The 22,842-nt window shown below is 68.7% G+C and carries 19 protein-coding genes and 2 tRNA genes; 15 read left to right on the forward strand and 6 right to left on the reverse strand.

Translation table 11 applies throughout. The features are described from left to right. Nucleotides 1–7: 7 nt before the first annotated feature. From AC1ROC_RS10850 to AC1ROC_RS10865, 4 genes are all read right to left on the reverse strand, one after another. On the reverse strand, nt 8–997 hold the full coding sequence (locus AC1ROC_RS10850; RefSeq protein ID WP_085369233.1) for a serine hydrolase domain-containing protein: 990 nt from the start codon (nt 995–997) through the stop codon (nt 8–10). A gap of 80 nt (nt 998–1,077) precedes the next feature. Continuing rightward, a tRNA-Pro gene (locus tag AC1ROC_RS10855) sits at nt 1,078–1,151 on the reverse strand. Nucleotides 1,152–1,206: 55 nt separating this feature from the next. Continuing rightward, nucleotides 1,207–2,190: a metallophosphoesterase gene (locus AC1ROC_RS10860; protein ID WP_493000107.1), complete on the reverse strand. Its 984-nt coding sequence runs from the start codon at nt 2,188–2,190 to the stop codon at nt 1,207–1,209. Then, nucleotides 2,190–4,730, reverse strand: coding sequence for a transglycosylase domain-containing protein (locus AC1ROC_RS10865; protein WP_256921946.1), 2,541 nt, complete (start codon nt 4,728–4,730; stop codon nt 2,190–2,192). Before AC1ROC_RS10865 ends, AC1ROC_RS10860 begins: the two co-directional genes overlap by 1 nt. Nucleotides 4,731–4,782: 52 nt before the next feature. Between AC1ROC_RS10865 and sp36 the strand changes: the two genes are divergently transcribed. Together sp36 and AC1ROC_RS10875 are read left to right on the forward strand one after the other, a co-directional pair. After that, nucleotides 4,783–4,950 carry a Sp36 family protein gene (sp36, locus tag AC1ROC_RS10870; RefSeq protein WP_168688806.1) on the forward strand — a complete coding sequence of 56 codons (168 nt, stop codon included), beginning with the start codon at nt 4,783–4,785 and terminating at the stop codon, nt 4,948–4,950. After that, nucleotides 4,950–5,420, forward strand: coding sequence for a RidA family protein (locus AC1ROC_RS10875; RefSeq protein ID WP_085369231.1), 471 nt, complete (start codon nt 4,950–4,952; stop codon nt 5,418–5,420). The genes sp36 and AC1ROC_RS10875 overlap by 1 nt, the downstream gene beginning before the upstream one ends. An 85-nt stretch (nt 5,421–5,505) precedes the next feature. Here AC1ROC_RS10875 and acs read toward each other — a convergent pair whose 3' ends face one another. Continuing rightward, nucleotides 5,506–7,455, reverse strand: coding sequence for an acetate--CoA ligase (gene acs / locus AC1ROC_RS10880; RefSeq protein ID WP_085369230.1), 1,950 nt, complete (start codon nt 7,453–7,455; stop codon nt 5,506–5,508). A 340-nt stretch (nt 7,456–7,795) separates the two neighbouring features. On the opposite strand from acs, the gene AC1ROC_RS10885 reads away from it, so the two are divergent. The 5 genes from AC1ROC_RS10885 to AC1ROC_RS10905 all read left to right on the forward strand — a co-directional run bounded on the left by AC1ROC_RS10885 (nt 7,796) and on the right by AC1ROC_RS10905 (nt 10,936). Further along, a complete protein-coding gene (locus tag AC1ROC_RS10885) occupies nt 7,796–8,836 on the forward strand; it encodes a TadA family conjugal transfer-associated ATPase (protein ID WP_493000111.1) in 1,041 nt (346 codons plus the stop codon). 101 nt (nt 8,837–8,937) lie between these two features. Continuing rightward, nucleotides 8,938–9,873 carry a type II secretion system F family protein gene (locus AC1ROC_RS10890; protein WP_493000113.1) on the forward strand — a complete coding sequence of 312 codons (936 nt, stop codon included), beginning with the start codon at nt 8,938–8,940 and terminating at the stop codon, nt 9,871–9,873. Between the two features lie 126 nt (nt 9,874–9,999). Next, nucleotides 10,000–10,179 (forward strand): DUF4244 domain-containing protein, encoded by a 180-nt coding sequence (locus tag AC1ROC_RS10895; protein ID WP_085369227.1) that lies wholly within the window; start codon nt 10,000–10,002, stop codon nt 10,177–10,179. A 16-nt stretch (nt 10,180–10,195) separates the two neighbouring features. Then, complete coding sequence (locus tag AC1ROC_RS10900; protein WP_247597305.1) at nt 10,196–10,495, forward strand: TadE family type IV pilus minor pilin; 300 nt, start codon at nt 10,196–10,198, stop codon at nt 10,493–10,495. Between the two features lie 21 nt (nt 10,496–10,516). Continuing rightward, complete coding sequence (locus AC1ROC_RS10905) at nt 10,517–10,936, forward strand: Rv3654c family TadE-like protein (protein ID WP_493000116.1); 420 nt, start codon at nt 10,517–10,519, stop codon at nt 10,934–10,936. Nucleotides 10,937–10,967: 31 nt separating this feature from the next. Here the strand turns inward: AC1ROC_RS10905 and AC1ROC_RS10910 are convergent, their stop codons facing one another. Then, entirely contained in the window at nt 10,968–11,213 is a 246-nt protein-coding gene (locus AC1ROC_RS10910) for a hypothetical protein (protein WP_085369224.1), read from the reverse strand. A gap of 209 nt (nt 11,214–11,422) precedes the next feature. Between AC1ROC_RS10910 and topA the strand changes: the two genes are divergently transcribed. The 8 genes from topA (at nt 11,423) to AC1ROC_RS10950 (ending at nt 22,842) form a co-directional block, all read left to right on the forward strand. Beyond that, a complete protein-coding gene (gene topA, locus AC1ROC_RS10915; RefSeq protein WP_493000118.1) occupies nt 11,423–14,272 on the forward strand; it encodes a type I DNA topoisomerase in 2,850 nt (949 codons plus the stop codon). Beyond that, a complete protein-coding gene (gene tmk / locus AC1ROC_RS10920; protein WP_493000120.1) occupies nt 14,269–14,913 on the forward strand; it encodes a dTMP kinase in 645 nt (214 codons plus the stop codon). Before topA ends, tmk begins: the two co-directional genes overlap by 4 nt. 106 nt (nt 14,914–15,019) lie before the next feature. Beyond that, nucleotides 15,020–16,273 carry a DNA polymerase III subunit delta' gene (locus tag AC1ROC_RS10925; protein WP_493000122.1) on the forward strand — a complete coding sequence of 418 codons (1,254 nt, stop codon included), beginning with the start codon at nt 15,020–15,022 and terminating at the stop codon, nt 16,271–16,273. Then, nucleotides 16,270–17,847: an alpha/beta hydrolase gene (locus AC1ROC_RS10930; protein WP_493000124.1), complete on the forward strand. Its 1,578-nt coding sequence runs from the start codon at nt 16,270–16,272 to the stop codon at nt 17,845–17,847. Before AC1ROC_RS10925 ends, AC1ROC_RS10930 begins: the two co-directional genes overlap by 4 nt. A 52-nt stretch (nt 17,848–17,899) precedes the next feature. Further along, nucleotides 17,900–18,586 (forward strand): TetR family transcriptional regulator, encoded by a 687-nt coding sequence (locus AC1ROC_RS10935; protein ID WP_434951883.1) that lies wholly within the window; start codon nt 17,900–17,902, stop codon nt 18,584–18,586. A gap of 83 nt (nt 18,587–18,669) precedes the next feature. Next, nucleotides 18,670–18,745, forward strand: a tRNA-Thr gene (locus AC1ROC_RS10940). Between the two features lie 285 nt (nt 18,746–19,030). Continuing rightward, nucleotides 19,031–21,586 carry a PKD domain-containing protein gene (locus AC1ROC_RS10945; RefSeq protein ID WP_493000126.1) on the forward strand — a complete coding sequence of 852 codons (2,556 nt, stop codon included), beginning with the start codon at nt 19,031–19,033 and terminating at the stop codon, nt 21,584–21,586. After that, nucleotides 21,583–22,842: an acyltransferase family protein gene (locus tag AC1ROC_RS10950; RefSeq protein ID WP_493000128.1), complete on the forward strand. Its 1,260-nt coding sequence runs from the start codon at nt 21,583–21,585 to the stop codon at nt 22,840–22,842. Before AC1ROC_RS10945 ends, AC1ROC_RS10950 begins: the two co-directional genes overlap by 4 nt.

A 22,842-nucleotide genomic window follows, 5' to 3' on the forward strand; every position in this document is an offset into this window, starting at 1 on the left:
TGGCGCGTCAGCTGCTCAGGAGTGCGCGGGCGACCGGCCAGGCGCCGTCCGACCAGTTCGAGAGCACGCTGACGCTCCGCCCGGTCGCCGGGTCGTGGCTTCCGTAGTACGAGACCCCGGCGTCGTACCCTTCGAGCGCGACCCGGCCGCCGTCGTCCAGCCAGAACCCGGTGCCGTATGCGCGGCTGCCCTCGACGCCCGCGCTGGTCGGCGCGCTGAGCAGCGCGACGGTCTCCTTGGACACGATCGCCCCCGCGAACAGCGCACGCCAGAACCTGCTCAGGTCGCCCGCCGTCGCGTACGCGCCGCCGTCGCCGGCGCCCCGCACCGGGAGGTGCAGCACGTTCGTGCGGTCGCCATCGCCCGGCGCGAACAGGTAGCCGACGGCCGCGCCGCTCGGCAGCGCATCGGACCGGAAGTAGCCGCTGTTCCGCATCCCGGCCGGCTCGAACACCCGCTGGGCGACGAGGTCGGCGAACGGGGTGCCGCTCACCCGTTCCGCGATGATCGACAGCACCACGAACCCGCCGTTGCAGTACGCGAACCGCTCGCCGGGCGGGAACACCTGCGGGAAGCCATCCACGACGGGGAGGAAGTCCGCTGCGTTCACCAGAGTGTGCACCGGCACGGTCATCACGTAGTCGGTGATCGCGCCGTCATCGCCTTCGTCGAGATAGTCTCCGATGCCGGAGCGGTGCGTCAGCAGGTGCCGCACGGTGACCAGTGGGTCGATGAGCGGCAGATCGTCGCCCAGCAGCTCCCTCACCGGGGTGTCGAGCGCGAACGCTCCGTCCTCCACCAGCGACAGCACCGCGAGTGCCGTGAACCCCTTGCTCCCGCTCGCGAGCGCGAACGCCGTCTCCACCGAGTTCGGGATGCCCCACCGCCGGTCGGCGAGGCCGCGCACCACCCGCAGCTCCTCCACGCCGTCGACGTCGACCGTGACCACCCCGCTGAAACCCTCGGACTCGGCCACGGCATCCACGTCGTCGAACATGCCCCCAGGCTATCGGCACGGCCTGCCGAGAGGCCGGAAACAGAAATGCCGGAGCATTGACATGCTCCGGCATTTTTCTGTCGGGGTGACAGGATTTGAACCTGCGACCTCTTCGTCCCGAACGAAGCGCGCTACCAAGCTGCGCCACACCCCGATTGGCCCGTAGGCCTCAATAAGAATACACGAGCTTGGGGGGTGCTCGTGACCACTCAGGCCGATGCGGTGAGCGTCACGAGCGTCGCCTCCGGGCGGCACGCGAAGCGCACCGGCGCGTAGATCGACGTTCCGAGGCCGGCAGACACGTTGAGGAACGCCGAGCGGAACGCGTGACGCCAGATGCTCAGGCCCTTGACCTGGCTGCGCGGGATGTCGCAGTTCGTGACCAGCGCGCCGAAGCCGGGGACGCAGACCTGACCGCCGTGCGTGTGCCCGGCGAAGATCATCGAGGCGCCGTAGGTGACGAACGCGTCGAGGACGCGGCGGTACGGGGAGTGGGTGACGCCGAGCGTGACCGTGGGGCGGGCGGGACGCGGCGCATCCTGCGGCCACAGCGAGTCTTCGCCGTACGGGTCGTTCTCGCGAAGCTCGTCCAGCGCGCCAGGGATGGCCTCCACCCTGTCGAAGTGGATGTGCGGGTCGTTGACCCCGAAGAACTCCAGGTGGGTGCCGCGCACATCCACTGCTCCGGCCGCGTTGTTCAGGTCGAGCCAGCCGAGGCTGCGGAAGTAGGAGGTGAGGGCGGCGTTGTCGAGCCGGGGAGCGGTCGACGCCTTCTTGGTGGACGGGCCGACGAAGTACTTGAGCGGGTTCTTGCGCTGCGGCCCGAAGTAGTCGTTCGAGCCGTGCGCGAAGACCCCGGGGATGCCCTCGAAGCGCTCGAACGCGCGCTCGATGCCGGTGAGGCCGTCGGCGTGGCCGAGGTTGTCCCCGGTGTCGACGATCAGGTCGGGCTTGAGATCGGCGAGCGATCGCACCCACTCCTGCTTGTCGTGCTGCCACGGCGCCATGTGCAGGTCGGAGAGGTGCAGGACCCTGATCGACTCGGCCCCGGCGGGCAGCACGGGGACTGTGACGCGCCGGAGGGTGAACAGGCGTCGCTCGACCAGCGAGCCCCACGCGAACGCGGCCGCACCGGCGGCGGCGAGCACACCGAGTGCAGTGCCCGCCGCGTGCAGGCCGGAACGGCCCGCCACTACTTTCCTACTCCGGGCGACGGCTCGGCGGCGGCGATCTTGAGGGTCACCGTGGATCCGGGCTTTGCTGGCGTGCCAGCACCCGGGTCCATCGCCTCGACGATCCCGTCCTTGTTGCTTCCGCCGGTGACCTTCACGCTGAACTGGCTGAGCGCCTTCTGCGCGTCGGACAGTTTCTGCCCGACCACATTCGGCAGGGGTACGAGGGACCCGTTGCTGGTGTAGATCGTCACGCCGTTGCCCTTGGTGACCGAGGTGCCGGCGGCCGGGTCGGTCCCGGCGACGGTGCCAGCGGGGGCAGCCGAGTCGACCGCGGTGCCATCGACACCGTCGAGGCCGAGGCCGTTCAGGATCGACTTGGCGTCGGCGGGCGACTTGCCGGTGAGGTCGGGGATGGTGACCTGTGCGCCCTGCAGCAGCTTGTTGTCCGGGCGCGGGAAGTCATCTCCGCCGTACTTGTTCACGGCCGTCGTCATGACGGCGTTCATGACGTTGTCGCGCAGACTGGCTGGACTGCTGCCGTGGGTCGGATAGATCCGGCGCATGTCCGTGTCACCTTCGATGTTCCCGACCCAGTACGCGCCGGCGACCTTCGTCGTCGCCGCGATGAGCCAGAGCTGTTTGTTGCCGTCGGTGGTTCCGGTCTTGCCGAGCATGTCGACTCCGGTGGTGTTCGTTCCGGAGGCGGTGCCGCCCTCGATCGGACCCTTCAGCGCGTATGCCATGGCTCGAGCGACAGCCGGGTCGACCGACTGCGTGCATTTGGAGGCCGGCGGCGCGATCTCCTTGCCATCGCCGCTGACGATCTTGTCGATCGCGATGGGCGTGCAGGTGAGGCCGTTGTTCGCGATCCCCGCGAAGGCGGTCGCCATCGTCAAAGGCGCCACGTTGTTGGTGCCGAGGACGGAGGCGGGGTTGCTCTTCAGCGGCACTCCGGCCGCGTCGTGCACACCGAAGGCCTCCGCATCCTTCTTGATCTCGCACAGGTCGAGCTGCAGGGCCATCGCCACGAACGCGGTGTTGATCGAGTTGGTGGTCGCATTCTGCGCTGTGCGGTATCCCTCTTCACCCGGCGAGTCGTTGGTGGGCCGCCACGAGCCGCCCCACTGGCCGCACGAGTCCTTGAACTGCGACTGGTTGTACGTGCGCACGTTGGCGTTCACCGACTCGTACAGCGAGTGGCCCTGTTTCAGCCACTCCGCCAGCGTGAACACCTTGTACGTCGACCCGACCTGGAAACCGTTCGAGCCGCCGTAGTCGAGGTCGGTGCTGTAGTTCACCGAGGTGTACGCGGGGTCCATCAGCACATCCGGGTCTTGGCTGTAGTGCTTGTTCTGCGCCATGTAGAGCACGCGTCCCGTGCCCGGCTGAACGCCGACCAGCGAGGCACCGAGCTGAACGTCGCCGTACGTCGGCGGCACGTAGCTCGCCATCGTCTCTTCGGCCGTCTGCTGCAGCGTGAGGTCGATCGTGGTGTAGATCTTGTATCCGCCGCGGTTGAAGTTCGCCGCGCGGGTGTCTTTGTCCGCTCCGAACGACGGGTCGTTCTGCACGATGCGCTGCACGTAGTCGCAGAAGTACGCGGAGCCGCCCGCCGTCTGGCAACCGCGGACCGACGGGGTGATCACCGGCGTGACCGGCGTCTTCACCGCCTCGTCGTACTGCACCTTGGTGAGCTTCTTGTACTGGTACATCTTGTTCAGGATGTAGTCGCGGCGCTCTTTGTTCTTCGCGTACCCGTTCGCAGCGCCGTTGCTCTTGCTGTCCGGGCTGTCGATCTTGAGCGTGGTCGGCTCGTTCACGATCGCGATCAGGCTCGCTGCCTGTGCGGGCGTGAGCGCGGCGGCCGAGGTGTTGAAGTAGTACTTCGCAGCGGCCTCGATGCCGTACACCGAGCCGCCGAATCCGGCGATGTTGAGGTAGCCGGCGAGGATGTCGTCCTTCGAGTACTTCTTCTCGACGCCGATCGCGTACTTCATCTCCTTGACCTTGCGGTCGGGCGAGACGCCCGTGGAATCGACGACGCAGGTCTGGTACTTGGCCTTCTGTTCCTTGGTCTTGACCGGCATGGCCTCGCACTTCTGCAGGAGCACGTTCTTCACGTACTGCTGCGTGATCGAGGATCCACCCTGCACATCGTGGCCGACGACGGTCGACAGCACACCGCGCATGGTGCCCTGGATGTCGACGCCGCCGTGGGAGTAGAAGCGGGGGTCCTCACCGGCGATGGCTGCGTCTTTCGCGGCCTGGGAGATCTGGCTGAACGTGACGGGCAGACGGTTCTGCGAGTAGAACGTCGCGAGCTGGACGTCCTGGTCGCCGTTCTTGGCGTAGATGGTGGTCGGCTGGGCGAGCTGGCCGATCTCGAGGTACTCGGGAAGGCCTTCGAAGACGCCGATGCTGTCGTTGGCGGCCATCCCCGTGACCGCGATCGCGGGGGTCACGGCGGCCGTGACAAGGAGGCCTGCGACGGCACTCATGCCGACGAACGCGCCGACGGCGCCGAGCACACCTCTAGCCCGTGGTTTTTTGGCAGACATAGGATCAGGGTAGGTGATAAACCTGATAAACCCCCCGAACGCAAGGAGCACAATGCCGCGCTGGGAATACCTCACGACGCCTCTGATCGTCCACAACACCGCCGCGATCCTCAACAACTGGGGCTCGGAAGGGTGGGAGCTGGTGCAGGTCGTCACCGGTCCGGAGGGCGGCCTCGTCGCCTACCTGAAGCGCCCGATCATCGACGGGGACGACGCCTGATGGCCGCCATCGAAGCCCGGCTGGCCGAGCTCGGCATCCAGCTCCCGGATGTGGTGCCGCCCGTAGCCGCATACACCCCGGCCGTCGTCGACGGCAACCACGTCTACACCTCCGGCCAGCTCCCGATGGTGTCCGGCGCCCTCCCCGCCACCGGCAAGGTCGGCGACGGCCACGGGCTCGTCCCGGCCGACGACGCCAAGGAGTACGCCCGCACCTGCGCGCTCAACGCCCTGGCTGCCGCCAAGAGCGTCATCGGCTCGCTCGACCGCGTGACCAGGATCGTGAAGGTCGTCGGCTTCGTCGCCTCCGACCCCTCGTTCACCGGCCAGCCGGGGGTCATCAATGGAGCGTCTGAGGTGCTTGGCGAGATCTTCGGCGACGCAGGCGTCCACGCCCGCTCGGCCGTCGGCGTCTCCGTCCTCCCGCTGGACTCGCCGGTCGAGGTCGAACTGATTCTGTCGTTCGAGTAGGACGCGTCCCGTACGACGGCATCCCGTACGACGGAGGGGCCCGCATCCGGTGTGGATGCGGGCCCCTCTGCGTGAACGGGCTGCGCTAGGACAGCTTGCTCTGGATCGAGCTCATCACGGCGGTGTCCGCGAGCGTCGTGGTGTCCCCGACCTCGCGGCCCTCTGCGACGTCGCGCAGCAGGCGCCGCATGATCTTGCCGGAGCGCGTCTTCGGCAGCTCGGTGACGATGAAGATCTCCCTGGGGCGGGCGATCGCGCCGATCTGCTCGGTGACGTGCTTGCGCAGCTCGGCGGCCACATCCATCGCCTCGGCCTGCTCCAGCTGGTTCTGCTTGATGATCACGAACGCGACGACGGCCTGGCCGGTGGTCTCGTCCGCTGCTCCCACCACGGCAGCCTCGGCGGTGAGTGGATGCGCGACCAGCGCGGACTCGATCTCCGCCGTCGAGAGGCGGTGGCCGGAGACGTTCATGACGTCGTCGACGCGGCCCATCAGCCAGATCTCGCCGTCCATGTCGTAGCGGGCGCCGTCGCCGGCGAAGTACTTGTCGCCGAACTTCTCCCAGTACGTCTCTTTGAACCGCTCCGGGTCGCCCCAGATGCCGCGCAGCATGCTCGGCCACGGTTCGGTGACGACCAGCAGGCCGCCCTGGTCCTTGCCGACGGGGACGCCGGCCTCGTCGAGGATGTCGATCGAGATGCCGGGGAGCGGCACCTGTGCAGAGCCCGGCTTCAGCGTCGTGACGCCCGGAAGAGCGGACACCATGATCGCGCCGGTCTCCGTCTGCCACCAGGTGTCGACGACCGGGGTGGTGTTCCCGCCGATGACGTCGCGGTACCACATCCAGGCTTCCGGGTTGATGGGCTCACCGACCGACCCGAGCACGCGCAGGCTCGACAGGTCGAACTTCTGCGGGTGCTGGCGGCCGATCTTCATGAACGAGCGGATCGCGGTCGGCGCCGTGTAGAAGATGGAGACCTTGTACTTCTCGATGATCTCCCACCAGCGGCCGGGATGCGGCGTCTCCGGGGTGCCCTCGTAGAGCACCTGGGTCGCGCCGTTGGCCAGGGGGCCGTAGACGACGTAGCTGTGGCCGGTGATCCAGCCGATGTCGGCCGTGCACCAGTAGACGTCGGACTCCGGATGCAGGTCGAAGACGTTCTTGTGCGTGAACGCGGCCTGGGTGAGGTAGCCGCCCGAGGTGTGCAGGATGCCCTTCGGCTTCCCGGTCGTGCCCGAGGTGTAGAGGATGAACAGCGGCTGCTCCGCCTCGAACGATTTGGCGACGTGGTCGGCGTCGACCTGGGCGATCTCGTCGTGCCACCACAGGTCGCGGCCGTCCGTCCACTCCACGTCGTTCTCGCCGCGCTTGACGACGAGCACGTGCTCGACGGTGGTGTCGCCGGAGGCGAGGGCCGCGTCCACGGCGTTCTTGAGCGGGAAGACCTTGCCCTTGCGCCATCCGCCGTCCGCCGTGATGACGAGCTTCGCCGACGCGTCGTCGATGCGCGACCGCAGGCTCTCCGCGCTGAACCCGCCGAAGACGACGGAGTGCACGGCGCCGATGCGGGCGACGGCCAGCATGGCGATGACCGCCTCCGGGATCATCGGAAGGTAGATCGCGACCCTGTCGCCGGCGGTGATGCCGAGGCTGGTCAGCAGGTTGGCGGCCTTCTTGACCTCCGCGGTCAGTTCCGCGTAGGTGATCGAACGGCTGTCGCCCGGCTCGCCCTCCCAGTGGATGGCGATGCGGTCGCCGTTGCCGGCGAGGACGTGCCTGTCGAGGCAGTTGTACGCCACGTTGAGCTCGCCGTCGTCGAACCACTTCGCGAAGGGCGGGTTGGTCCAGTCGAGGGTGCGCGTGAACGGCTTGTGCCAGTGGAGGAGTTCACGGGACTGGTCGGCCCAGAATCCGAGGCGGTCGGCGGCGGCACGCTCGTAGAGCTCGGCTGTCGCGACCGCGTTCGCCGCGAACTCTTCGCTGGGTGCGAATCGGCGTGCTTCGTGCAGCAGATTGTCGATTGTGTTGCTCATGGGGAGTCTGTTCGCTCCTTTGCGATGCTGAATGGTCAAGTCGTGGCGCGACAATCCACGACTCTACAACCTGGCGGTGACCACCTCGACGAAGACTTGCGTTTGCATTGATTGTGCGTAAACTGTTTCTCGGCCGAATATTAATTCTGGCGTGCGGCGCAAACGATTCCCCCCAATCATGCGCCGCAGTGGCCGCACCTGTTCCCCCCAATAGGTGCGGCCCCCCTCTTTTTAACCGGCCTTTCCGGTTGCAGCTCTCCACAGGTCGCGCGGTTGCGGGGTTCTCCACGGTTTTCGTGGGGTCCTGCGCCGGGTGCTGGGCGATACGTAGCGTCGGGGTATGAAGACGAGACGTAGAGAGAATGTGGCCGGGCGGGATGCGGTTGGCGCGATGGATCCCATCGAGACGGTGGACGCTGTGGAGCGATCACGCCCGCCGAATGGGGACCGCGGCCTCTGGCGCACCTTCGGCCCGCTGGCTCCCTATCTGCTGCGCGACGACATCACCGACCTCTTCATCACGGCCGGTGGCGCGCTCTGGGCGGACGGCGGACCGCGCGGACTCCGGCGCATCGACGGCTGGACCTCCGACGAACGCACCACCAGAGACCTCGCCGTGCGCCTCATCGCGAGCGGCAGCAGGCACATCGACGAGGCGACGCCGTTCGTCGACGTCCGCCTCCTCGACGGCATCCGCGTCCACGCCGTGCTGCCGCCCGTCTCGACCGGTGGCACGCAGCTGTCCGTGCGCATCCCGCACCAGCGCGTGCTGTTGTTGCCCGACCTGCTCGCCGACGACGCGATCACCCATGCACAGGCGGAGGCGCTGTTGCGGGCGATCGCGGCTCGCACCAACCTGCTTGTCACCGGGGCCGGCGGCGCAGGCAAGACCACCATGCTCGGCGCCCTCCTGTCCCACTCGCCCCCGAACGAGCGGATCGTCACGATCGAGGACGTCGCCGAACTCCGCATCGCACACCCGCATGTGGTCGGCTTGCAGTCCAGGCAGCCCAATCTCGAGGGAGCGGGCGGAGTCGACCTCCGGCGACTGGTCAGGGAGGCGCTCAGGATGCGTCCCGACCGCCTCGTCCTCGGCGAGTGTCGAGGCAGCGAGGTGGTCGACCTCCTCGCTGCCTTGAACACCGGCCACGACGGCGGGGCAGGAACCCTCCACGCCAACGCGCTCGCCGACGTCCCCGCCCGCCTCGAAGCACTCGGCGCTCTGGCCGGACTCGGCGAGCGTGCCCTCGCGCGACAGGCGGTCAGCGGCATCGGGATGCTCGTCCACGTCGAGCGGGTGGACGGCGTACGTCGCGTGGCCGGCTTCGGGCGCCTGACCGTGGCGGCTGATGGGCGTCTCGCCGTGGTGGAGGAGGGGTGACGGGGTCGGTGCGTCGACCGCGGGTGCGCGGTGAGGAGGGCCGGCGTGGTCGTCGCGCGGTTGCCGGGCCAGGCGCAGCGGCTGAACAGCTGGCGGAGTTGGTGGAGGAACTCGTCGCGCTGCTGGAAGCCGGGGTGACGCCCACGGCGGCTTGGGGGTACGTGCGGGAGTTCTCCGCGCATCCACTCGTCGTGCGGGCGGTCGTGCGGATCGAAGCGGGCGAGCGCGTCGCCGACGCACTTGTGGCTGCATCGGCGGCCTCCGTCGACTCCACCTCCGCCGTCAGAGCCGGGACGCTCGCTCCTCCCCGCCGCGCCCGCTCGCGGTCGCCCGACGACGCGTCCGGTCGGGTACTCGCCGCCGCGTGGCACGTCGCCGACGCCGCAGGTGCACCCTTGGCGCCCACCCTCCGCACCATCGCCGACGCCTTGCGCGACCGCGCGGAGACGGAGCGGGACATCGCCATCGCCCTCGCCGGACCGCGGGCGACCGCCCGGCTCGTCTCCTGGCTGCCGCTGGTGGGAATGGCGCTCGCGGTCGTGATGGGGGTCGACCTGCTCGGAACGCTCACCGGCTCGGTGGTCGGCTGGGCACTCCTCGGCTCCGGCACCCTTCTCCTCCTGCTCGGCCGACGGTGGATGCGCGCCCTCCTGCATCGCGCCAGCCCCGGATCCGACCTCCCAGGCCTGAGACACGACCTGCTCGCCGTCGCGCTGAGCGGAGGGCTCGGGGTGCCCAACGCTCTGGCCCTGTGCGACGAGGCATGCGCGACTCATCCGGTGCACGAAGACGACCGGGCGTCCGTCGCGCGCATCCTGAGCCTGGCGCAACGGGCGGGAGCGCCTGCGGTCGACCTCCTGCGGAGCGCGGCGGCTCAGGCGCGGCGACGACGGAGGATGCAGGGGAGGAGTGACGCGGCGGCGTTGGCCGTGCGGTCGATGGTCCCGCTCGGGGTGTGCGTGCTGCCGAGTTTCATGCTTCTCGGCGTCGCTCCCGTGGTTCTCTCGATCGTCTCCTCCACAGTCTCCGCATTCTGACGGTTCTCCACCGATCCCGGATGCATGGAGCAACCACTCGTCCCACCCCGAAGGCTGGAAGTGCGCTCGCAGCCGCGACCGCACCAACACACGAACAACAGACACAGACCAAAGGAACGAGGCATCATGACGGGATTCATCTCACGGGTCATCCGGGAGGAACGGGGGTCGGCGACGGCCGAATACGCGGTGGCGACGATGGGGGCGGTCGGCTTCGCCGGGCTGCTGGTGGTGTTGCTGCGTGGCGACGAGGTCAAGGCCATCCTCACCGACCTGGTGACACGTGCACTCACCACCGGGGTCTGACGGCGAACGGGGAAGCGTGACCGCCGAGTTCGCGGTGGCGCTTCCCGCCGTGCTCGCCTGCCTCGCCCTGTGCCTCGGTGCCGTGCAGGCGGTGACCCAGCAGTCGCGACTGGTGGATGCGGCCGCCCAGTCCGCCCGGATGCTCGCCCGGGGCGACGACCCCGCAGACACCGCCCGCCGGATGGCCAACGCGGAACTGACCGTCGAGCGTGAGGGAGGAATGGTCTGCGCGCGAGCGACCAGCGCGAGCGCGGTCACCGGCCTCGGAGCGCTCGGGCTGGCCGTCTCGGCGAGAGCGTGCGCGCTCGATGACTAGGCGCCGCGGAAGGAGGAGGAGATGGGTGAGCTAGAGCGCCGAGACGCCACACGCCGCCCGGGCGCCGAGGCGCGGTCACGCAGGCGCCGGCTGAGTGCGCGTCTCCGGAGTGACCGCGGTGCGGCCAGTGTGCTCGCGGTCGCGGTGATCGGTGCCGTCATCTGCTCCGGTACCGTGGCCGTCGCGCTCGGCGGGGCGTTCGCAGCGCGGCGCGTGGCGGCGGCAGCGGCGGATGCTGCGGCGCTCGCCGCGGCGGATGTGGCGTCCGGGCTCAAGCCGGGGAGCCCCTGTCAGGCGGCGGAGAGCGTCGCGGCGGCCAACGCCGCGCAGCTGCTGTCGTGCGAGCTGGAGGGTGTCGTCGCCATCGTCGAGACCTCCGTCTCCTACCTCGGGCTGGCGGCGCACGCTTCGGCCCGCGCGGGTCCGCCAGGGACGCAGTGAGAGCAGGCCGTGAGGGCAGCGGACGGGATGGTCAGTCGAAGATGGCCTCCAGATAGCGGTACTCCACGGCGCTCGGGCGGCGGTCGAGGGCGTCGTCGGAGGCGAACTCGATCGCGGAGGAGCGGATATAGAGGTAGCGCTTGCCCGCGGTCGGGGACGGGATCTCGAGTCGCGGGCGGGGCTGGCCGCTGTCCAGGTATTCGGTCGCGATGGTCTTGCCCTCGAGGGGGCCGTCGGTCAGTTTGGCGGTATACGTCGTCGTTGAAGTGGTAGCCATGACCTCATTTTCCTCCCGCCTCCCGCAACCACAAGGGCTGCGCCCTCGGCGAACGCAGAACCGCGGATTAGGCAGACAAGCGGCTCAGGTGTGTATGGTTTGCCTGTCGGGCCGTGTGGCCCACGCTCGCCGCAGGGGTGCGGCGCCGGGGGAGCGCGCTACGAACGTCTAACTGTTGCAACACAGTGCGTACATATAAGAGGAGTCAGGTGTCTGACACGAAGAAACTCGTCATCGTCGAGTCACCGAACAAGGTGAAGTCGATCGCTCAGTATCTGGGTGACGGCTACGAGGTGATGGCATCCGTCGGACACATCCGCGACCTCATCGAGCCCAAGAACCTTCCGCCCGAGCTCAAGAAGGGCTCGCTCGGCAAGTTCTCCGTCGACGTCGAGAAGGGCTTCGAGCCCTACTACGTGGTCTCCGACCAGAAGAAGAAGACCGTCGCCGACCTCAAGCGGGCGCTCAAGAACGCCGACGAACTCCTCCTCGCCACGGATGAGGACCGCGAAGGAGAGGCCATCGCGTGGCACCTCATCGAGGTGCTGCAGCCGAAGGTCCCCGTGAAGCGGATGGTGTTCCACGAGATCACCAAAGAAGCCATCGAGAAGGCACGGGACAACACCAGAGAGATCGACACCGCTCTGGTCGATGCCCAGGAGACCAGGCGCATCCTGGACCGGCTTTACGGGTACGAGGTGTCGCCGGTGCTGTGGCGCAAGGTCGGCCCCGGACTGTCCGCCGGGCGTGTTCAGTCCGCCGCGACCAGGCTCGTCGTCGACAGGGAGCGCGAGCGTCTCGCGTTCGTCCCTGCCTCGTACTGGGGCCTGACCGCACACTTCACGCCGGAAGAGGCGAACGGTTTCGAGGCCAGGCTCGCCCGGCTGTCCGGCGAGCGCGTCGCCACAGGGCGCGACTTCGACGACCACGGAAAGCTCACGTCCAACGCGCGCACCCTGGACGAGGAGACCGCGACCAGCCTCGCCGCCGCCATCTCGCAGCCGAGCACCGTCGTCACGGTCGGCAAGGTCGACTCCAAGCCGTACTCCCGCCGCCCGGCCGCGCCGTTCACCACGTCGACCATGCAGCAGGAGGCCGCGCGCAAGCTGCGCTTCTCCGCGAAGCAGACGATGAGCGTCGCACAGTCGCTGTACGAGAGCGGCTACATCACCTATATGCGAACCGACTCCGCTTCGCTCTCCCAGCAGGCCACCAACGCGGCCCGCACCCAGGCCGCCAAGCTCTACGGACCGGAGACGGTTCCTGACAAGCCGCGTACATACGCCTCGAAGAGCAAGAACGCCCAGGAGGCGCACGAGGCGATCCGCCCGTCCGGTGAGGTCTTCCGGACACCCGCCGAGCTCGAGAAGGTGCTCCGCGGCAACGAGTTCCGCCTGTACGACCTGATCTGGAAGCGCACCGTCGCCTCGCAGATGGCCGACGCCAAGGGACAGACCGCCTCCGTCACCGTCGAGACGAAGATCACCGAGGGCGTCCACGGCGGCACCGTCGGCGAGTTCACCGCGAGCGGCACCGTCATCACCTTCCGCGGCTTCCTCAACGCATACGAGGAGAGCAAGGACGAAGAGCGCAACTCGTCCGACTCCGCCGACGCCAAGCTGCCTCCGCTGCAGGTCGGCCAGGAGCTGCATGTCCAGGATGTGGAGGCCGACGGCCACGAGACCACCCCGCCGCCGCGCTACACGGAGGCCAGCCTCGTCAAGGCGCTCGAAGAGCTGGGCATCGGCCGGCCGTCGACGTTCGCGAGCATCATCTCGACCATCGTCGACCGTGGGTATGTCACGCCCCGCGGCCAGGCGCTCGTCCCGAGCTGGGTGGCGTTCTCCGTCGTCCGGCTGCTGGAGGACTACTTCGGCGACCTCGTGCAGTACGACTTCACCGCCGAGATGGAAGACGACCTCGACCGCATCGCCGACGGCGAGGCCGAGCGCGTCGACTGGCTAAACAGCTTCTACTTCGGCAGCGACAAGCACACCGGCCTGCGCCGGGTCATCGACAACATGGGTGAGATCGACGCGCGCAGCATCAACTCGATCGCCATCGACGACGACGTGACGCTGCGAATCGGCAAGTACGGCCCATATCTCGAAGTCGCCGAAGAAGGCGCGGCCGAAGGGGCAACGCCCCGCCGGGTGAACATCCCGCCGGAGCTGGCCCCCGACGAGCTGACGCCCGCCAAGGCGCACGAGCTCATCGAAGCGCCCGTCCTCACCGACCGGGTCCTCGGCGTGAACCCCGAGAACGGCAAGAACATCGTCGCGAAGGACGGCCGGTTCGGGCCGTACGTGACCGAGATCGACCCGGAGGAGGCCGCGGCGGAGACCGTCGACCAGGCCACGGGAGAAGTCGTCGCCGCTCCGGCCAAGAAGCCGGCGAAGAAGGCAGCGGCCGCGAAGCCGCGCACGGCGTCCCTGTTCAAGTCGATGGATCTCGCGACCCTCGACCTCGACACCGCCCTGCAGCTGCTCGACCTGCCGCGCACGGTCGGGATCGACCCGGAGAGCGGGGAAGAGATCCAGGCCCAGAACGGGCGGTACGGCGCATACCTCAAGAAGGGCACGGACACCCGTTCGCTGACCAGCGAGGACGATATCTTCGGCATCGACCTGGCGGGGGCGCTCGAACTGTTCGCGCAGCCCAAGTACGGCAACCGCCGGGCGTCGAGCGCGCTCAAGGAGTTCGACGCCGACCCCGTCAGCGGCAAGGCGATCAAGGTCAAGGACGGCCGGTTCGGCCCGTACGTGACCGACGGCGAGACGAACGCGACCATCCCGCGCGGCGAGACGGTCGACGAGGTCGACTTCGAGCGGGCAGTGCAGCTTCTCGCTGACAAGCGAGCCAAGGGTCCCGCCAAGAAGGCTCCGGCCAAGAAGGCTCCGGCGAAGAAGGCGCCCGCGAAGAAGCCTGCGGCGAAGACCACGGCGGCGAAGACGACAGCGGCGAAGACCACGGCGGCGAAGACGACCGCGGCGAAGACGACAGCAGCCAAGACCACCACCACACGCAAGGCGGCGGCCACGAAACCGGCAGCGGAGTGAGCACGGTCGACGCGCATCCGGAACGTCGCGGGCTCTTCATCACCATCGAGGGCGGCGACGGCACGGGCAAGTCAACGCAGGCGAAGCTGATCGAGGAGTGGCTGGCCGCGCGCGGCCGCACCGTCGTGCGAACCCGCGAGCCGGGTGGCACGGAGGTGGGCGTCGAGATCCGCGAGATCGTGCTGCACCACCGGGGCGACATCGCCGCGCGCGCAGAAGCCCTCCTCTACGCGGCCGACCGGGCGCACCACATCGAGACCTTCGTGCGGCCGGCGCTCGCGCGCGGAGAGGTGGTCCTGCAGGACCGCTACCTCGACTCCTCCGTCGCGTATCAGGGCGCAGGCCGGGTGCTCGACCCGAAGGAGATCCGCGACCTGTCGCTGTGGGCGGCGCAAGGACTCCTGCCCGACCTGACGATCCTCCTCGACCTCGACGAGGCCACCGCCAGGCAGCGGCTCGACTCCTCGCGCACCCGCTACGACAGGCTCGAGGCAGAGAAGTCCGACTTCCACGCCCGCGTGCGCGGCGCATACCTCGGTCTGGCCGAGGCGGAGCCCGAGCGGTTCCTGGTGGTGGATGCATCGCGTCCCGTCGACGAGATCGCCGCGGACATCCGCGCCAGGCTCGAACCGTACGTGTGACCAGGCGTATGTGTGACCAGGCATATGTCTGATCGTGGCCGAGAGCCGCGCATCCGGAGACGTCGTGGGTTCGGCGGTGTCGGTGGCGACCGCTAGCCTGGGAGGCATGGCAGTGTGGGATGACCTGACGGGTCAGGACGACGCCATCGCCATCTTCAAAGCCGCAGCGGCGGGAGGGTCTGCGCCCAGCGCATCCACTGTCGCCGTCGCTGAAGGAGGCGCCGCAGGGTCCGCGACGGCTGCAGGCTCCACGTCCGGCTCGCCGACCGGACGGAGCATGACGCACTCCTGGCTGATCACCGGGCCGCCCGGCTCCGGGAGGTCCAACCTCGCGTTCGCCTTCGCGACCGCGCTGCTCAGCCCCGGCACCCCGGAGGGCGACCTGGCGACACAGCGCCAGGTGGAGGCGCGCACGCACCCCGACCTTGCCGTGCTCAGCACCGAACGGGTCATCATCTCCATCGAGGAGGTGCGCACGCTGGTCGCCAGCTCGCAGTTCTCCCCGTCCGTCGGCCGGTATCGCGTGATGATCATCGAAGACGCCGACCGGATGAGCGAGCGCACGTCGAACGTGCTCCTCAAGGCTCTGGAGGAGCCCCCGGAGCGCACCGTCTGGATCCTCTGCGCGCCCAGCGACGCCGACCTGATCCCGACCATCCGGTCGCGGGTCCGCACCGTGCGGCTGCGCGTTCCGAGCGTGTCCGATGTCGCGTCCCTCATCGAGCGCCGTGACGGGGTCGACCCCGTGACGGCCGAACGGGCTGCCAGGCACGCGCAGAGCCACATCGGCATGGCGCACCGGCTCGCGACCAACGACGAGGCCAGGCGCAGGCGCGAGGAGACCCTGGAGCGCGTGCTGCGCATCCGGTCGGTGTCCGACGCCGTGATCACCGCGGCGAGCCTGCTCGAGATCGCCGGCGCAGACGCGAAGGCGATCACCGAGGAACGGGATGCGGAGGAACGCGAGCACGCGCTGCGCTCGCTCGGCATCGAACCGGGTGGCACCATCCCTCCCGCGCTGCGCTCGCAGCTCCGGCAGCTCGAGGAGGACCAGAAACGGCGGGCGACGCGCAGCCTCCGCGACGGCATCGACCGCATCCTGGTCGACCTGCTCTCGCTGTATCGGGACGTGATGATGCTGCAGCTCGGCAGTCAGAGCGAGCTCGTGAACCTCGAACTGCGCGACCGGCTGGATGCTCTCAGCACTCACACGAGTCCCGCAGCTACGCTCGCCGCGATGGATGCGATCGCCACCGCCCGGCAGAGGATCGACGGGAACGTCGCGCCCGCGCTGGCGATCGAGGCCATGCTCACCACCATCCTGCGCGGCGGTGCCGCTCGAAAGGGGAACGACCAGTGACCACCCGCCAGGGCCGCCCAGCCGCTCGCCCCGCCCGGAGCCGAGCGCGCCGCAGCACCCGCACCGCGCTCGTCGCGATCGCCGCCGTCGTCGCCCTGACCCTCACCGGATGCGTCACCTGGTTCATCCCCGCCAAGACCACGCAGACCTCCACCCCCGTCGCCGAGCAGGTCGCCGCCGACCTGCAGCCGTTCTACAGCCAGGTGCTGAAGTGGCAGAGCTGCGCCTCCGGCAAGCAGTGCGCGACGGCCAAAGCGCCCCTGGACTGGAAGAAGCCGTCGGCGGGCGAGATCGAGCTGGCGCTCATCCGGCAGACCGCCAAGGGCACGAGGCAGGGATCGCTGCTGGTGAACCCTGGCGGCCCTGGCGGTTCCGGCTACGACTTCGTGAGGGACTCCGTCGACTACGCGACGGACAGCACGCTGCAGCAGCACTTCGACGTGGTCGGCTTCGATCCGCGGGGTGTCGGGCACTCGACAGCCGTGAAGTGCTACGACGCCAAGCAGATGGACGAATACCTGTACGGCATCACGCCGGGCACGCGCGGGTCGGACGAGTGGATCGCGGAGAACACGACGGTGTCGAAGGACTTCGGCTCCGCCTGCTCGACCAACACCGGATCGCTGCTGGAGCACGTCGACACCGTCAGCGCCGCGCGCGACCTCGACCTGCTGCGCGCCGTGCTGGGCGACAAGAAGCTCAACTACCTCGGATATTCGTACGGCACATACCTCGGCGCGGTCTACGCCGACCTCTACCCCGGCAAGACCGGCCGCCTCGTCCTCGACGGAGCGCTCGACCCCGCCGCGAGCAACTTCGACGTGACCAAGGTGCAGGCCGAAGGCTTCGAGAGCGCGCTGCGTGCATACCTCAAGGACTGTCTCGCGCAGAAGGACTGCCCGTTCAGCGGCTCGGTCGACGACTCGATGAAGACCATCAGCGACCTGCTCTCCTCGGTCGAGCGCAGCCCCATCCGCAACTCGGACGGGCGGGAACTCGGCGCGAACACGCTCGTCACCGCGATCATCTACCCGCTCTACGACGCGACGGCATGGTCGTACCTGAGCGACATGTTCACCTCGGTGATGAAGGGGAGCGCATCCACCGCCTTCTCGCTGGCGGACGCATACAACAACAGGCAGAGCGACGGGACGTACGGGGACAACTCCACCGAGGCGTTCATGGCGATCAACTGCCTCGACTACACCTACGACGCCGACCCGGCGACGATGCGCGCGCAGGCGGCCCAGCTCGCGAAGGACGCGCCGGTGATCGGCCCGTACATGTCCTATGGCGACATCGGATGCGCGAACTGGCCGTACACCTCGACCGTCGAGCGCGGTCCGATCGCCGCGAAGGGCTCCGCGCCCATCCTGGTCGTCGGAACCACGAACGACCCGGCGACCCCGTACGTGTGGGCCAAGAACCTCGCTGGCGAGCTCGAGAACGGGCACCTGCTCACCTACAAGGGCGAGGGCCACACGGCGTACAACAAGTCCAACTCGTGCGTGAACGGCGCCGTCGACGAGTTCCTCGTCAAGGGCACCATCCCGGAGGACGGCAAGACCTGCTGATCCGACCCTCCACGGAGTGGTGCAAATTTGCAGAGAATGAAATAATCGTCGCATGAGCATGGTGCAGGAGGAACTCGGACTCCGCGAGCGGAAGCGCCTGGCGACCAGGCGCGCGATCCAGCTGGCCGCCCTCGAACTCGCCAGCGAGCGCGGTTTCGACCGGGTGACCATCGACGAGATCAGCCACGCGGCGAACGTGTCGCCCCGGACGTTCTTCAACTACTTCCCGTCGAAAGAGTCCGCCATCATCGGCGAGCTTCCCGAGCTGCCGGACGAGGAGCGCATCGAACGCTTCATCGACGCCGGGCCGGACGAGCCCATCCTCGACGGCATCAGCGAACTCCTGATCGCGGCGATCGACACGATCGAACTCACCGACGGCGATCCAGGGGGAGCGGAGGCGGCGGACGCGACCAGGAGCGTCCACGAACTCCACGCGCTCCGCAGGGCCCTCCTCAAAGACAACCCGGAACTCTTTGCCCAGCGCATGGCGAGCATGCACCAATTCGAAGACGCCCTCAGCGCCATCGTGCAGCGCCGCCTCGCCCACGACGATCCCGAGCTCGCTGACGAGCATGAAGCGCTGCACCAGCGCGCCAGGCTCGTCACATACGTCTCCTTCGCCGGGATGCGCCACGCCTGGTCGTGCTGGGCGGACCACGGAGGCGTCGAGCCGCTGGCCGACCGCCTCCGCAGCTCGTTCGCACAGCTGCAGGCGCTCGGCACCCAGGTGCGCTGAGCCGCAATCTCAGATGGTCAGTGGCACCCTCCAACATCGGGTAAGCTATCTGACTGTGTGTTACGCCCCCGGGCGAGACCCACGCCGCCCTAGCTCAGTCGGCAGAGCATCTCACTCGTAATGAGAAGGTCAAGGGTTCGATTCCCTTGGGCGGCTCCACCGGCCCCGTCCCGCAGGTCGGGGCTTCTTCTTTTGCCTCACACCAGAAATCCGTGCCAGCACGGGGTCAACCGGGCTGTCTGAGGCGTACTCTGGTCGGAAGTTGAGAAACATTCAGGTTTGGCTGGGCCGAGAGCCCGCCGAACTCGTAGCCGGGGCAGCGCTCGACGAGAGCGGCGCCGAAGCGCGAACCCGAAACTTCACATCCGCCCGCCGCTTCGCCGAGCCGCCGGGCGCATCCCGCACTGTCCGCAGCGCGAGACGACAAGCCTGCCCGAGGTTGTCATGAGCATTTTCCGCACGTCCAGGTCCCGAGGTCTCGGTATCGCCGCGTCCGTCATGACGGCGATCGGTCTCGTCTTCGGAGGGCTGGTGATCGCCGTCCCGGCCAGCGCAGACACCATGCCTCCCGACCCGACCAATCCGGCCACGCCGCCGACCGTCGGGGCGGATGCGCTGCCGACGACGCAGATCGACGGCGTCGCCTGGGCGCAGACCGTCGTCGGGAACACCGTCTACGTCGCCGGCAAGTTCAGCACCGCGCGCCCCGCAGGGTCGCCGGCCGGGTCGAACACGACTCCGCGAAGCAACCTGCTCGCGTACAACATCACCACCGGCGCGCTCATCACCTCCTTCAACGTGCCGCTGAACGCGCAGGCGCTGGCCGTCGCGGCGACACCGGACGGGAGCCGCGTATACGTCGGAGGCGACTTCACCACGGCGGGTGGGGGCAACTACTACCGCATCGTGGCGATCAGCACGGCGACCGGCCAGATCGTCAGCTCGTTCCGGCCGATCATGGAGAGCCAGGTCCGCGCGCTCGCTGCGACCAACACGGCGGTCTACGCGGGAGGCACGTTCTCGAGCGTGAACGGCACGAGCCGGGGCTACATCGCCAAGATCGACGCATCCAACGGCTCGTTGATGACCGGCTGGACCGCGAGCGCCGACTACGTCGTGGATGCGCTGGCCGTCAGCCCGGACGGCAGCAAAGTGTATGCGGGCGGCCGCTTCAAGAACGTGAACGGCAGCGCCCACTACGGCCTGGCCATGCTCACGGGGACGACAGGGACCGCCCTGCCCTTCCCCGCCAACAGCGTGGTCAGGGATGCGGGAACGCAGGCCGGGATCACCACCCTGGTCGCGACAGCCGACCGCATCTACGGCGCCGGGTACGTGTTCGGTTCCGGCGGCAATCTGGAGGGCAGTTTCGCGGCCGACGCGAACTCGGGAGCCCTCATCTGGCTGGAGGATTGCCACGGCGACACGTACTCGGTCTACCCGCTCGGCGACGCGCTCTACGCCGTCGGCCATCCGCACGACTGCCGGAACGTCGGCGGATACCCGGAGACCAACCCGCGCACCTTCCACCACTCCATCGCGTTCTCGAAGGCGAGGACGGGCACGCTCACGAACGACGGGAACCGCAGCTACTTCAACTTCAGCGGCCAGCCGTCGCCGACGCTGCTGAACTGGTTCCCCGACTACGTGACCGGTTCGTACACCGGCCAGGGGCAGGCCGCGTGGAGCCTGGCGGGCAACAGTCAGTACCTCGCGGTCGGCGGTGAGTTCCCGTTCGTCAACGGTGTCGCCCAGTACGGGCTCACCCGGTACGCGTTCGACAGCGTCGTGCGCAGCAAGGTCGGGCCGAACAACAACACCGCCGCCACGCCGAACGCCACCTCGCCCGCCGCAGGGCAGGCCAGGATCACCTGGACATCGACGTACGACCAGGACAACACCAACCTGAACTACAAGCTCGTCCGCGACGGCAACACCGCCAGCCCGGTCTACCAGACCAACCAGCTGTCGACGTTCTGGAACCGTCCGGCGATGGGCTTCACCGACAGCGGGCTCGCCGGGGGCAGCCAGCACACCTATCGCCTCTACGTCACCGATCCGGACGGCAACCAGATCAACCGAACGGGCAACACGGTGACCATCGCGGGCGGAGGAGCGAACCAGAACCCGGTCGCGTCGTTCGTGGCGACGCCGAACGGGCTGTCCGTGTCCGTCGACGGCAGCGCATCCAGTGATCCGGACGGCTCCATCGCCTCGTACGCGTGGACGTTCGGCGACGGGGGCACGGCGACGGGCGCCACGGCAGGCCACACCTACCCGGCCGCCGGCACGTACACGGTCGCCCTCACGGTGACGGACAACAGGGGCGGCCAGGCCAGCACCTCCAAGTCGGTGACGGTCACGGCGGCAACCGGCAACACGGTGGCACGGGATGCGTTCGAACGGTCGGTCGCGAGCGGCTGGGGCACCGCGGATGTCGGCGGCGCCTGGACGGGCGCGGGGGTCGCCACGGCGTACACCGTCGCCTCCGGGACCGGGCAGATGATCGTGCCGGCCGGGAACACCAAGACGGAGACGCTGAACGCGGTGTCGTCGAACAGGACGGACACGACGGTGACCTTCACCACCGATGTCGCGTCGTCGGGTGGCGGGATCTTCGTCTCCGCCATCGGACGCCAGGTCGGTTCCGTCGGCTACGAGGGCCGCGCCTGGATCAGCTCGAGCGGGGCCGTGCAGGTGCAGCTGCTGCAGAGCGGCAACACCCTGCAGGCCGTGCCGGTCTCCGGGCTGACATACGCGGCGGGCCAGCAGCTCTCGCTGCGCGTCCAGGTGTTCGGCACGTCGCCGACCACCGTGCGCGCGAAGCTCTGGCCGGCCATCCAGGCCGAGCCCGCCGCCTGGCAGGCGAGCGTGACGGACGCGACCGCCGCCCTCCAGGCGAAGGGCGCCGTCGGCCTGCGCGTGTACGTGTCGGCGGCGGCGACGCTCACCCCGGTGACCACCCGGTTCGACAACTACGCCGTGGCGGTCGTTCCGTGACGTCGGCTCCGGGCGAGGGGGCGCCCGAAGCCGCGCACGGGGCGGCACCGGCGGCGACCGGTCATCGGTACCGCTCCCTCGATGGCCTCCGCGGGGTCGCCGCCCTGTCTGTGGTGCTCTATCACGCACTGCTCGTGGTGCCGGCGGTCTCCGTGCTCTACATCGAGAAGGCGGACGCGACGCCGCTGACCCCGGAATGGTGGCTGTTCCGCACGCCGTTGCGACTGGTCATGCCCGGGCACGAGGCCGTGCTGATCTTCTTCGTGCTCTCCGGTTTCGTGCTCACGCTCCCGCTGCTGACGCACAGGCAGAGTCCGAGGAGCATCCTGGCGTACTACGGCAGGCGCATCCTGAGGCTGTACGTCCCGGTGTGGGGTGCCGTGGCGTTCGCGCTGCTGTTGGCCGTGGCCGTGCCGCGCGACCCATCGGTGGGGAGCAGCTGGCTGGCCACCCACCTCCCGCCGACTTTCTCGGCGGTGTGGCACGACCTGGTGCTGGTGCTCGGCACCTCCAACCTCGACAGCCCGCTGTGGTCGCTGACCTGGGAGGTGTGGTTCTCGCTGCTGCTCCCCGTGATGTTCGTGCTGCTGAAGGTCGCGCGCGTGCACGACTGGTGGCTGGGCGGCATCGCGTTGCTCATCGTCCTGTCCGCCGTCTCGCGCTTCCCGGCCGTGCTCGACGCACTCCCGCAGTCGTGGCTGACCGGAGGGATGCTGCAGTACCTGCCGGTGTTCGGGATCGGGATGATCGTCGCCTCGCGGCGGGAGACGATCACGCGGCTGGCCACGCGCATCCGGAGCTGGTGGCCGGTGATCGCGGGAGCGCTGCTGCTGATGATCTCGCCGAGCCTCGTGCCGACGGGCGCGGTGTACACGCCGCTGTCCGCGGCGCTCGCCGCTGTGAGCCTGATCGGGGTGGCCGGGGTGGTCTTCATCGCGCTCGAAGCCCCGGCAAGGCGGGTGCTGGAGACCCGGCCGGTGCAGTGGGCGGGCACGCGCTCGTTCAGCGTGTACCTCATCCACGAGCCGATCCTGGTGGCTGCCGCGCTGGTCACCAGGGCGGACGCATGGCTGCCCTGGCTGTTCGTCGCGCTGGCGCTGCTGCCGGTGATCCTGCTGGCGGCGGAGGGGTTCTACCGGGTGGTCGAGCGGCCGTCGATGCTGCTGTCGCAGCGGGTCGGGCGGGCGATCCTGGCGCCGCCGGCCGCGACACGGCGCGTGCTCGCACCGGCGCATCCGGATTCGCTCTCCCAGTAA

The sequence above is a fragment of the Leifsonia sp. GW821-FHT13C05 genome, assembly GCF_058806515.1.

Coding starts and splice junctions, on each gene's coding strand:
- AC1ROC_RS10910 (WP_085369224.1), bottom strand. CDS start 11,213: ATGGCTACCACTTCAACGACGACGTATACCGCCAAACTGACCGACGGC.
- AC1ROC_RS10875 (WP_085369231.1), top strand. CDS start 4,950: ATGGCCGCCATCGAAGCCCGGCTGGCCGAGCTCGGCATCCAGCTCCCG.
- AC1ROC_RS10905 (WP_493000116.1), top strand. CDS start 10,517: ATGGGTGAGCTAGAGCGCCGAGACGCCACACGCCGCCCGGGCGCCGAG.
- sp36 (WP_168688806.1), top strand. CDS start 4,783: ATGCCGCGCTGGGAATACCTCACGACGCCTCTGATCGTCCACAACACC.
- AC1ROC_RS10865 (WP_256921946.1), bottom strand. CDS start 4,730: ATGTCTGCCAAAAAACCACGGGCTAGAGGTGTGCTCGGCGCCGTCGGC.
- AC1ROC_RS10935 (WP_434951883.1), top strand. CDS start 17,900: ATGAGCATGGTGCAGGAGGAACTCGGACTCCGCGAGCGGAAGCGCCTG.
- AC1ROC_RS10885 (WP_493000111.1), top strand. CDS start 7,796: ATGAAGACGAGACGTAGAGAGAATGTGGCCGGGCGGGATGCGGTTGGC.
- acs (WP_085369230.1), bottom strand. CDS start 7,455: ATGAGCAACACAATCGACAATCTGCTGCACGAAGCACGCCGATTCGCA.
- AC1ROC_RS10945 (WP_493000126.1), top strand. CDS start 19,031: ATGAGCATTTTCCGCACGTCCAGGTCCCGAGGTCTCGGTATCGCCGCG.
- AC1ROC_RS10925 (WP_493000122.1), top strand. CDS start 15,020: ATGGCAGTGTGGGATGACCTGACGGGTCAGGACGACGCCATCGCCATC.
- AC1ROC_RS10850 (WP_085369233.1), bottom strand. CDS start 997: ATGTTCGACGACGTGGATGCCGTGGCCGAGTCCGAGGGTTTCAGCGGG.
- AC1ROC_RS10895 (WP_085369227.1), top strand. CDS start 10,000: ATGACGGGATTCATCTCACGGGTCATCCGGGAGGAACGGGGGTCGGCG.